This window comes from Subtercola sp. Z020 (assembly GCF_002931235.1).
Classification (GTDB): domain Bacteria; phylum Actinomycetota; class Actinomycetes; order Actinomycetales; family Microbacteriaceae; genus Subtercola.
The window spans coordinates 1-10,493 of sequence record NZ_PSTT01000059.1 but is presented as its reverse complement, the minus strand read 5'-3'; the positions used below and the strand labels follow the sequence as shown (position 1 = coordinate 10,493).

Below are 10,493 nucleotides of genomic sequence, written 5' to 3'. Positions count from 1 at the left end.
CCCCAAACCCACCCCATGCCTCCGACCCACTGCGCACGCCGAACCCGCCCCGCACGCCGAACCCGCGCCGAATCGCGGAACCCCCCTCCGACCACCAGCGACCCCGAAAGAATCACCCGGCAGCACCCCAAGCTCCGACCCAGCACGAGCCAGAAGCGGAAGCCGACACCGACACCGACACCGACACCGGATAGCGGTTGCTTCGTCCGCGTCCCGCGCGAATCAGCCATCCGGCCAGCCATGCTGAAAGCAAGACCCGCTGGCCAGCGCAACCATCGACGAGGCACCTGCGCATCCGCACCACGCCTTTGTCGGCAAGCCCGAAGGGCGCGGCAGTCGAAGGGCGCGACGGGTTTCCAGACCCACAGCCCAGCCAGCAGCGCCCGCAGCCCAGCAGGCAGTACCCACAACCCAGCAGGCAGTACCAACAACCCAGCAGGCAGTACCCACAACCCAGTCGACAGCACCCACAACCCGGCCTGCAGCACCCCGGCGCCCTAGGTAGCACCCGATCCAGACGCGACTCCGCAGGGTTGCACAGCCAACCCCGAGCGCGGGCTGCGAACGGAGGGCGGGGGAGCGGCGTACCCTGAGGGGGTGACTGATGAGAGCGTGACCTCCGAGCCCGAATCCGCTGAACGAACCGCCCTCGTGACCGGTGCGACGGGGTACATCGGGGGCCGGCTGGTGCCCCGGCTGCTCGAGGCGGGGTGGAAGGTGCGGGTGCTCGTGCGCTCGCCCCAGAAGCTCAGCGACGTGCCGTGGACCGACCAGGTCGAGATCGTGCAGGGTGACCTCAGCGACCGCGCGTCGATGGAGGAGCACGATGTGTTCGCCGGCGTCGACGTGCTCTACTACCTGGTGCACTCCATGGGTGGCAAGGGCAGCTTCGACGGAACCGAGCTCACGTCGGCCCGCAATGTCGCGCAGCTCGCGCTGAAGGCCGACGTCAAGCGCATTGTGTACCTCGGCGGTCTGCACCCGCAGGGCACGAACCTCTCGCAGCACCTGCGTTCCCGCGCCGCCGTCGGCAGCGTGCTGATGCAGTCAGGCGTCCCGACGATGGCGCTGCAGGCCGGCGTGATCATCGGTTCCGGTTCGACGAGCTTCGAGATGATCCGCCACCTCACCGAGGTGCTGCCGTACATGCCCGCCCCGAAGTGGGTGCGCAACCGCATCCAGCCAATCGCGGTGCGCGACGTTCTGCACTACCTGATCGCCGCGGCCGAGGTGCCCGACATCCTCAACCGCACGTTCGACATCGGCGGCCCCGACGTGCTGCGCTACGGCCAGATGATGAACGGGTACGCGGTCGAGGCCGGCCTCCACCAGCGCCCGATCGCGTCGCTCCCGGTGTTCACGCCGTGGCTGGCGTCGCAGTGGGTGAACCTGGTCTCGCCCATCCCGCGCAACCTCGCGGTGCCGATCATCGAATCGCTGCAGTTCGAATGCGTGGCCACCGAGAACGACATCAAGGCGTACATCCCCGATCCGGCCGGCGGCCTCACCGGCTACCGGCGGGCGGTGCGCCTGGCCCTCGGCAAGATGCGCGACGGGCAGGTCGAGACGAGCTGGCAGGACAGTGTCGTGCAGGGCGCGCCGAGCGACAACATCCCGAGCGACCCCGACTGGGCGGGGCACACGGTGTACACCGACCTGCAGGTCCGTGACACGGATGCCAAGCCGGGCGACCTCTGGCGGGTCATCGAGGGCATCGGCGGCGACAACGGCTGGTACTCGTTCCCGATCGCCTGGGTCGCCCGGGGCTGGATGGACAAGTTCGTCGGCGGTGTGGGCCTTCGCCGGGGCCGCCGCAACCCCGACCACCTGCACACGGGTGACGCCCTCGACTTCTGGCGGGTCGAGCAGATCAAGCGCGGCAGCTTCCTGCGCCTGCGCGCCGAGATGAAGGTGCCCGGCAGGGCGTGGCTCGAGATGACGGCGGCGCCGCGTGAGGGCGGCGGCTCGCGGTACACCCAACGTGCCGTGTTCTTCCCGAAGGGGCTCGGCGGCCGACTCTACTGGTACTCGATCCTGCCGTTCCACGGGTTCATCTTCCCGGGCATGGCCAACCGCATCACCGAGACGGCGGTGAAGGAGGCCGAACGGAAGAACGAGCATCCGGGACCGACGACGAAGGCGCCCGCCGACAAGGCCGACACGGCCGAAGAGGTCGCCTGACGGCTCTGCGACAGATGAGGAGGGGGCTGGAGCTTTGCAGCCCCCCGCGACACAATGAGGGTTCGCGTAACTGATCCATCGGAGGCGCTTATGCAGAATCGCACCCTGGTCTTTCTCGGCGACAGCCTGACGGCCGGAGCCGACTGGCAGATACATTTCGGCGACTACACCGTGCACAACCTGGGGGTCGCCGGCGACACCACCGACGATGTGAAGGCTCGACTCGGCGACGTGACCGCGCTCGACCCGGGAACGGTCGTGCTGCTGATCGGCGCGAACGACCTCGCGAAACGCAAGTCGGTCGAGCACGTTGTGCAGAACATCGAGACGATTCTCGTGAAGCTGAGGAACGAGCTCCCGGATGCCGAAATGCTGCTGCAGTCGGTCATGCCACGGGGTCACGAATACGCCGACCGGATCCGCGACATCAACCGGCACATCTGGCAGTTCGCCTCGTCGGTGCGAACCCACTACCTCGACCTCTGGCCCGCCCTCGCGCTCGACGACGGGGAACTCAATCCGGCCTACACGAGCGATCGCCTGCACCTGAATGAAGACGGTTACGAGGCGTGGCTCTCCGAGCTCGAGCCCGCCCTCGAGCGGGTGCACGGGTTGCCGCCGAAGAGCAGGCCGATCCGCCTGCCCGAACTGCGCCGGGGCCAGTAGCCGTCTCGCGTGGCGCCGCTGCAGACGGTTCTGGATGCCGCCAGCCGCCGTTCGGCGACCCCGCCGCTAGTGCGCGGGGTGGTGCGGCGCGAACCCCGGCGGCCGCGCCCCGACGATGCCGATCGCCCGGGAAGCCGTCGCCACGCCCGTCTCGCCGGCCCGCTGGAGTCGCTCGCTGAGCTCCGAAGCCCCGAACGACAGCGGTCGATCGGCTGCGGTGAGCCCGGCGAACAGCCCGGAGAGAAATCCGGCGTCGAACGCATCGCCGGCGCCCGTGGTGTCGCGGGGCTCCGCGGGCACGCAGGTGACCGGTATGCGCAGAGAGTGTGATCCGGAGCCCGTTCCGATGAGGGCCCCCCTCCGACCCAGGGTCAGGGCGACGACAGCGAAATGCCCGGTCAGGGCATCCATGATCGCTGTCGGTTCGACGAGCCCGGTGAGCGCGCGCCCCTCGTCGAGGTTGGGGAAGAGGATGTCGGTACCCGCCACGGCCTCGAGGAACGCCGCCGGCCCGTGATCGACGATGAACCCCGACGACCCCGGATCGACCGACACCGTCACCCCGTGCGCCTTCGCCCGGCGGATGAGGTCGGCGAACCCCTCGACGGGCTGCCCGCTGAACAGTGTGTATCCCGTGAAGTGCAGGTGCGTGGCGACCGTCAGCAGCGCGTCTGTCACATCGGAGGGCGAGGTGTCGACGTTCGCGCCCTTCTCGGTGAGCATGGTGCGCGTGTCGTCGCCCTCGACGATCACGACGATCGTGCCGGTCGGCAGCGTCAGCTCGCCGGCCAGGTGCGGGGTGACGCCCGCATCGCGCAACAGGTTCTCGTGCCTGGCAGTGTCGGCGATGTTCGTGCGTCCGACGAAATCGACGAGGGTGCCGAGCGAGCCGAGCCAGGCTGCGGTGTTCGCCGCAGAGCCCCCCGCGCGGCGCTCGATGCTCGCGAGCGTGTCGGTGTCGCTGCGGATGCCCGCCGACGGGGTCACGATGATGTCGTCGAACACGTCGCCGACGATCACGACCCGCACGTGCAGGTGGGCCGCGTGGCCGGGCCGGGCGGCGTCGGCCACGCCAGGCCGGGCGGCAACCCCACCAGAGTCAGCCATGGCTGAGCGAGCTCCACGCGCCCGCGATCTCGCCGGCCAGCCGCACGTTGTTCCGCGCGATGTCGAGGTTCACTTCGAGGCTCCGGCCGCCCGACGCCCCCACGATGTAGGAGAGCAGGAACGGCGTGACGGCCTTGCCGCGGATGCCCTGCGCGTCGGCCTCGGCCAGCGCCTCGAGAAGCACGCTGTCGTGCTCAGCCGGCTCCCACTGCAGCTCGGGCGGCAGCGGGTTCGCCACGATGATGCCCTGGCCGTGGCCGAGGTCGTCCTGGCTCTGCATGACCCGGGCGATCTCGGCGGGGGAGTCGACCGACCAGTCGATCTGCTCGCCCGACTCGGTGAGCCAGAAGCTCGGGAAGTTGGTGGTGCGGTAGCCGACCACGGGAACGCTCAGGGTCTCGAGGCGTTCGAGCGTGCCGGCGATGTCGAGCACGCTCTTCACGCCGGCGGCGACCACGGTCACACCCGCGAGGGCGAGCGAACTGAGGTCGGCCGACTCGTCGAACGTCGCGCTGGCGCCGCGATGCACGCCGCCGAGGCCGCCGGTCGCGAAGACCCGCGCACCGGCGCGGCCCGCGAGGTAGGCGGTCGCCGCCACGGTGGTGGCGCCGCTGATGCCCTTGGCCGCGAGGATCGGCAGGTCGCGAACGCTCGCCTTCACCATGTCTTCGTTCGCGATGCGCGAGACTCCGTCGGCGTCGAGCCCAATGCGCGGGATGCCGTCGAGCACCGCGATCGTGGCAGGCGTCACGCCGACCGAGAGCAGGATCTCCTCGAACTCCTTCGCGGCCTCCAGGTTGCGGGGCCGGGGGAGGCCGTGCGAGATGATGGTCGACTCGAGTGCGACGACGGGCCGGCCGTCGGCGAGGGCAGCGGAGACGGCATCGGAGATCAGGAAGGGCTGGGTCATCGGGTGGGACTTTCCGGTCGGCGGGCGCGAATCAGGGATGAGAGATCAGGCAGGGGTTCTAGGCTGAGGCTATGCCCAACAGCGATTCTGCCATTCTCGACGAGTCCGCACGGCTCGAAGAGCTGCGACGCCGCGAACGCGCCATCCAGTTCGACTCGTTCGACCACGACGACGCGTTCTCCCTCGGTTCGCACCTGCGAGACCAGGCGATCGAACGCGACCTGCCCATCGCCGTCTCCATCGTCTTCGGCGACCAGCGGGTCTTCCACGCCGGGATGCCCGGGGCCTCCGCCGACAATGATGCGTGGCTCGAGCGCAAGTTCCGCGTCGTGCGCCGCTGGGGCGAATCGTCGTTCGTGGTCGGAACGCTGTTCCGGTCGCGGGGCACCACGTTCGAGCAGTCCTCCCGGCTCGATCTCGACCTCTTCGCGGCCCACGGCGGAGCCGTACCGCTCTTCGTGCGCGGCTCGATGATCGGCATCGTCGGGGTCTCCGGCCTGGCGCAGGCCGACGACCACGAACTCGTGCTCGACGCCCTCGAATGGCTGAAGGGCCAGCAGTGAGCACCAAGCGCACCGAACAGTCGCGGTACCCCACCTTCGCCCGCACGGCCCTGGCGCCCGGGCTGCTCGGTGCGGTCGTGCTCCTCGCTGCCGTCGCGGTGATCGACAGCGGCTGGTTCACCCTGCTGCGCTACGCGATCGCGATCCTGGCCCTCATCATCTGCGTCTTCGCCTACCAGGCCAAGCAGTGGTGGTGGATCATCGGCCTCGTACCCATCGCGATCGTCTGGAACCCTGTGCTGCCGCTCGATTTCGCCCCGCCCGTCTGGTACGCGCTGCACCTGGCGGCCGCCATCGTCTTCGTCGCGGCCGGGCTGCTGATCAAGATCCCCGTGTCGAAAGACCAGTAGCGGCGAGCGGGTGCCTGCATGCGGTAGAATGGGGCGAGCACCGGGAAGCCCGCAGTTGTTTCTGAAAACACGACTGCTTGTGGTCTGACTTCCGGTGCAGGTTCGCGAATGCCGGAGCTTCAGCAGGGTCTGAGGGTCGTCGTCGCCCCACTCCACAGGAGGAGCATGTCACGATCAGGCGTTCGCCGGTCCACCCGCACGGTCGACAACACCGGCCTCATCCCGATCCTCGCGCGCAAGGTGCGCGAGGTCGAATCTGCCGCCCAGCGTGGCAAGGTCGTGCCCTCGAACCGCACCAAGTTCCTCGTGGTCGCACTTCTGATGCGCGAGGAACGCGCCCGCATCAAGAGCGACACCGAGCTGAGTGACGGCGAACGCGCAGAGCAGCTGAAACGCCTCGACGGCATCGCGGGAATCCTCGCCCAGACCGCCGCGCGCGACACCTCGCTGATCACCCTGCTCGAGAGCGACGCAGCGGTCTCGCCCGTCGCCCAGCGGCTGCGCCGCGAGTACCTGATGGATGCCGGCATCGAGGTCGAGCACGAGGAGGAGCCGCAGGAGGCCGCGGTCGTCTCGCCCTTCGCGACGGGCTTCCCGTTCTCGCCCGGAGCCGCCGAGAAGCAGGTCATGCCGCAGTCGGTCAAGGCCCGGCAGCTCGCGAACCCCTTCCTCGCCCCCGACTTCAGCGCGGCCGCGGCCAGCAAGCCCGCCAGCCGCGGGCGACTCACCAGCTGGGAACTGCTCGGCCCGCTCTACCGTGCCTTCGAGTACGGCTCGGGCGGCACGGTCGCCAGCATGCAGCTGCCCGAAGCGCCGAAGATCGACCGCATCTCGCCCCCCGGCCACGAGCTCATGCACCACCAGGCGCGCTTCATCGCCGCCGTCGCCGCCGGGCACCGCTCCTTCCTGCTGGCAGACGAACCCGGTCTCGGCAAGACCGCGCAGTCGCTGCTGGCCGCATCCGTCTCCGACTCCTACCCGCTGCTGGCCGTCGTGCCGAACGTCGTCAAGATGAACTGGGCCCGCGAGGTCGAGATCTGGACCCCGCATCGTCGTGCGACGGTCATCCAGGGCGACGGCGCGAACCTCGACGCCTTCGCCGACGTGGTCATCGTCAACTACGATGTTCTCGACCGTCACCTGGCCTGGCTCGGCACCCTCGGTTTCAAGGGAATGGTCGTCGACGAGGCGCACTTCATCAAGAACATGCAGTCGCAGCGCTCGAAGAACGTGCTCGCCCTGGCCGAGCGCATCCGCCGCTTCGCGCCCGGCGGCGAGCCGCTCATGATGGCGCTCACCGGAACCCCGCTCATCAACGACGTCGACGATTTCCGCGCGATCTGGCAGTACCTCGGCTGGATCGACGGTGACAAGCCGACCCCCGCCCTCATGGCCAAGCTCGAAGACACCGGGCTGACCCCCGCCGACTTCGGCTTCTTCGCCGAGGCCCGCGAGGCCGTGATCGACATGGGCATCGTTCGCCGCAAGAAGGTGGATGTCGCGGCCGACCTGCCGGCCAAGCGCGTCGTCGACCTGCCGGTCGAGCTCGACGACGACCTCGGGCGTTCCATCCGCCAGGCCGAGGCCGAACTCGGCAAACGTCTCGTCACGCGCTACCGTCGCTCGGCGGCCGGCGCGATGGGGTCGGGATACGACACCAGCGACGGCCCGAACCCGGAGCTCATGCGCCTGGTCGCGAAGGCCGAGCTCGAGGAGTCGAAGGCCTCGTCGACAGGCGAGAACGTCTTCACCATGGTGCGGAAGATCGGCCAGGCCAAGGCCGGCCTCGCCGCCGACTACGCGGCCCAGCTCGCGCGGTCGGTGGGTAAGGTGGTGTTCTTCGCCAAGCACATCGACGTGATGGACCAGGCCGAGGAGGCCCTCGCCAAGGCCGGGCTCCGCACCGTCTCCATCCGGGGCGACCAGAGCGCCGCCTTCCGGCAGACCCAGATCGACGGCTTCAACACCGATCCGGATGTCGCGGTCGCCGTCTGCTCGCTGAGCGCCGCCGGAGTCGGGCTGAACCTCCAGGCCGCCTCGAACGTCGTTCTCGCCGAGCTCTCGTGGACGGCTGCGGAGCAGACCCAGGCCATCGACCGCGTGCACCGCATCGGCCAGGCCGAGCCCGTCACGGCGTGGCGCATCATCGCCGCGCAGACCATCGACTCCAAGATCGCGGAGCTGATCGACAGCAAACAGGGCCTCGCAGCGCGCGCGCTCGACGGCTCGGATGCCGAGATCGGTTCGGGTGACAGCGTGCAGCTCGAGGCCCTGGTGAGCCTGCTCGAGAAGGCGCTCTCATGATCGGCAGCACCGCGGCAGGCGCCTCGACCGGCAGCGCGGCGACCCACAACGTCGCCCTGGAGAACAGCCTCGAACCGGAGGCGCCCGAGGAACTGTTCAACCGGGCATCCGGTCACCTGGGCGCACCGCGTTCCTGGCCGAAGAGCCACGGGCGGCCGGATGTGTCGGTGCGGAAGGGCCTGCTCGCCCTCATCAACACGACGCAGACGCCGCACGAGGCGATGGTCGAAGACCTGCTGTTCATCAGGAATGCGCTCGTTGGCGCGGGGATCGACTTCCTGCTGATCCGAGGGAACGACGAGCGCCCCGTGATCGCCGTGAACGCCGCCGTGAAGCGCAAGCTGGAACGCGCCCTCGCTGCCGCGTGCCTCGACGAGCCCATGTACTCCAAGACCGCGACGGGCAAGAAGCGCCCGCCCCTGCTGGTGAGCAGCGGTACCCTCTCCGAGAGCCGCAAGGCGCGCATCTTCCGCCTCTACCGGCCCCGGGTCGAGCCCATCGGCGGCCTCACCTACGGGTCGTCGATCGGCATCGAGCTGCAGCTCTGGAGCTTCGACGACGAGAACATCATCTGCCCGGTCGAGAACTCGCTCACCCGGCAGATCCTGCCGCGCTCGGAGGCGATCCCCTCGACCGTCGAACTCTACGGCGAGACCTGGAACACCCTCAGGGGCATGTTCGACGTGCAGGCCACCGACGTGGTCTTCGACATCGACATGGTCTTCTCCTGGGTCGACGGCAACGACATCGACTACCAGCGCCGGCGGCGCGCGCAGGGCAAGGGCTACGTCACCGGCGACGGCGACGATTCGGATGCCCGGTACCGCCAGATCGACGAGCTGAAGTATGCGCTCCGGTCGGTGTACCTGTTCGCGCCCTGGGTCAGGCGCATCTTCGTGGCGACGGACTCCCCGAAGCCGGCGTGGCTGGCCGAGCATCCACGGGTCACCTTCGTGCGGAGCGAGGAGTTCTTCGCCGACCCCAGCGTGCTGCCCACCCACAACTCGCAGGCCGTCGAGAGCCAGCTGCACCGCATCCCGGGCATCAGCGAGTACTTCCTGTACTCGAACGACGACATGTTCTTCGGGCGCCCCGTGCAGCCGAGCATGTTCTTCTCGCCCGGCGGGGTCACGAAGTTCATCGAGGCGCAGACCCGCATCGGGCTGGGCGAGAACGACCTCGCCCGGAGCGGATTCGAGAACGCCGCGCGGGTCAACCGCCGGCTGCTCTGGGAGAAGTTCGGCCGCATCATCACGCGGCACCTCGAGCACGCGGCGGCGCCCCTCCGCAAGAGCGTGCTCGAGGAGCTCGAGGCGGAGTTCCCCGAGGACTTCCGTCGCACGGCGGCCAGCCGCTTCCGCTCGAGCACCGACATCTCGGTGACCAACTCGTTCTACCACTACTACGCCCTGATGACCGGGCAGGCGGTGGTGCAGGAGGCGGCGCGCGTCAGGTACGTCGACACAACATCGCGCTCGGAGCTCGGCCTGCTGCCAGACCTGCTGCGCAAGCGCTCGTACGACTTCTTCTGCCTGAACGACGGCAGCTACCCCGAGGTGGATGCCGCGGAGCGCACCGCAGCGGTGCAGAGCTTCCTCGAGCAGTACTTCCCGTTCCCGGCCCCCTGGGAGACCGAGCGCGCCGCGGTCGCGTCGTCGCGTCTCGAAGACGCGAGCTAGCCCGAAACGAGTAGAGGCTCGCCTGGCGATACAGGCGAGCCTCAACTATCGTCTTGGCGTCACAGACCGCCGTTGCTGCTTCTCGTGACTGTCTGCGAGTCAATAGTCATACGAGGTCCGCTCCAGTTGTACTGCTGGGCGATTCCGTTCGCCGGAAAGTACACCTTCTTCCCTGGTGCGCTGTCCAGCACGGTCATCGAGCAGGACTTGCCACTGTTCGATGCAGGGAGCCAGCCGTACCCCGTGAGCGCGCTGCCTGTGGAATACCGCGTGAAGAAGAGCTCGGTCCGGGTGCCGCCCTGGCATGTGACAAACCCTGAGAGCTGGTTCGGTGTTTCGCTCCAGCTGGCGACCGAGACAATCGTTTCGATGAAGATGTCCTGACCGGGTGAGACAAGTTGCTCGGCTGCGGTGAAAGTCGTTGTTGTAAAGGTTCCCGTAAGGGTGGGGGCCGGATCGGCCGATGCCGAAGATGCTCCGCCCATGGCCATGCCAGCAGTGAGGGCGAACGCGGCGGCAGCGGCGATGGTGGTGGTGCGACGTGAAGCGAATGTGAACATGAATGGTCCTCCCGTAGTTGTTCATAAGGAGAGACGCAGTTTCGCTGCATTCATTACGTCAGATCGAAGAAGATCTTGATATTGGTCGAGCGTCCGCGCTGCCCGCTAACACCCACGCTCAACCAATATCAAGAACCTCCTCCCACTGGCTTAATGAATCCAGCGAAACTGCC

General features: G+C 68.3%; 10 protein-coding genes. 7 read left to right on the top strand and 3 right to left on the bottom strand.

The window, feature by feature from the left end; translation table 11 throughout:
- The 3 genes from C5B96_RS17810 to C5B96_RS07840 form a co-directional block, all read left to right on the top strand.
- Positions 1–194, top strand: a 194-nt coding sequence (locus C5B96_RS17810) for a hypothetical protein (RefSeq protein WP_233189074.1), incomplete at its 5' end; no start/stop codon positions are given.
- Positions 195–597: 403 nt separating this feature from the next.
- Complete coding sequence (locus C5B96_RS07845) at positions 598–2,181, top strand: SDR family oxidoreductase (protein WP_233189073.1); 1,584 nt, start codon at positions 598–600, stop codon at positions 2,179–2,181.
- A gap of 90 nt (positions 2,182–2,271) precedes the next feature.
- The gene (locus C5B96_RS07840; protein ID WP_104244624.1) at positions 2,272–2,847 is read left to right on the top strand and encodes a GDSL-type esterase/lipase family protein; all 576 of its coding nucleotides are present in this window, start codon (positions 2,272–2,274) and stop codon (positions 2,845–2,847) included.
- A gap of 66 nt (positions 2,848–2,913) precedes the next feature.
- Here C5B96_RS07840 and C5B96_RS07835 read toward each other — a convergent pair whose 3' ends face one another.
- Positions 2,914–3,954, bottom strand: a complete 1,041-nt coding sequence (locus tag C5B96_RS07835; RefSeq protein WP_104244622.1) for a carbohydrate kinase family protein — start codon at positions 3,952–3,954, stop codon at positions 2,914–2,916.
- Positions 3,947–4,864, bottom strand: coding sequence for a pseudouridine-5'-phosphate glycosidase (locus C5B96_RS07830; RefSeq protein WP_104244620.1), 918 nt, complete (start codon positions 4,862–4,864; stop codon positions 3,947–3,949). Before C5B96_RS07830 ends, C5B96_RS07835 begins: the two co-directional genes overlap by 8 nt.
- Before the next feature lie 71 nt (positions 4,865–4,935).
- Here C5B96_RS07830 and C5B96_RS07825 point away from each other — a divergent pair, with 71 nt between their 5' ends.
- The 4 genes from C5B96_RS07825 to C5B96_RS07810 all read left to right on the top strand — a co-directional run bounded on the left by C5B96_RS07825 (position 4,936) and on the right by C5B96_RS07810 (position 9,760).
- Entirely contained in the window at positions 4,936–5,427 is a 492-nt protein-coding gene (locus tag C5B96_RS07825; protein WP_104244618.1) for a heme-degrading domain-containing protein, read from the top strand.
- Positions 5,424–5,777: a DUF6804 family protein gene (locus C5B96_RS07820; protein WP_233189072.1), complete on the top strand. Its 354-nt coding sequence runs from the start codon at positions 5,424–5,426 to the stop codon at positions 5,775–5,777. Before C5B96_RS07825 ends, C5B96_RS07820 begins: the two co-directional genes overlap by 4 nt.
- Before the next feature lie 165 nt (positions 5,778–5,942).
- Positions 5,943–8,081, top strand: coding sequence for a DEAD/DEAH box helicase (locus C5B96_RS07815; protein ID WP_104244614.1), 2,139 nt, complete (start codon positions 5,943–5,945; stop codon positions 8,079–8,081).
- The gene (locus C5B96_RS07810; RefSeq protein WP_104244612.1) at positions 8,078–9,760 is read left to right on the top strand and encodes a stealth family protein; all 1,683 of its coding nucleotides are present in this window, start codon (positions 8,078–8,080) and stop codon (positions 9,758–9,760) included. The genes C5B96_RS07815 and C5B96_RS07810 overlap by 4 nt, the downstream gene beginning before the upstream one ends.
- A 59-nt stretch (positions 9,761–9,819) precedes the next feature.
- On the opposite strand, the gene C5B96_RS17100 is transcribed toward C5B96_RS07810, so the two are convergent.
- Positions 9,820–10,320 (bottom strand): hypothetical protein, encoded by a 501-nt coding sequence (locus C5B96_RS17100; RefSeq protein WP_146078114.1) that lies wholly within the window; start codon positions 10,318–10,320, stop codon positions 9,820–9,822.
- Between the last annotated feature and the right edge of the window lie 173 nt (positions 10,321–10,493).

What these genes read in the sequence shown, in the direction of transcription:
- C5B96_RS07840 (WP_104244624.1), top strand. Translation starts at nt 2,272, where the DNA reads ATGCAGAATCGCACCCTGGTCTTTCTCGGCGACAGCCTGACGGCCGGA.
- C5B96_RS07835 (WP_104244622.1), bottom strand. Translation starts at nt 3,954, where the DNA reads ATGGCTGACTCTGGTGGGGTTGCCGCCCGGCCTGGCGTGGCCGACGCC.
- C5B96_RS07830 (WP_104244620.1), bottom strand. Translation starts at nt 4,864, where the DNA reads ATGACCCAGCCCTTCCTGATCTCCGATGCCGTCTCCGCTGCCCTCGCC.
- C5B96_RS07825 (WP_104244618.1), top strand. Translation starts at nt 4,936, where the DNA reads ATGCCCAACAGCGATTCTGCCATTCTCGACGAGTCCGCACGGCTCGAA.
- C5B96_RS07815 (WP_104244614.1), top strand. Translation starts at nt 5,943, where the DNA reads ATGTCACGATCAGGCGTTCGCCGGTCCACCCGCACGGTCGACAACACC.
- C5B96_RS07810 (WP_104244612.1), top strand. Translation starts at nt 8,078, where the DNA reads ATGATCGGCAGCACCGCGGCAGGCGCCTCGACCGGCAGCGCGGCGACC.
- C5B96_RS17100 (WP_146078114.1), bottom strand. Translation starts at nt 10,320, where the DNA reads ATGTTCACATTCGCTTCACGTCGCACCACCACCATCGCCGCTGCCGCC.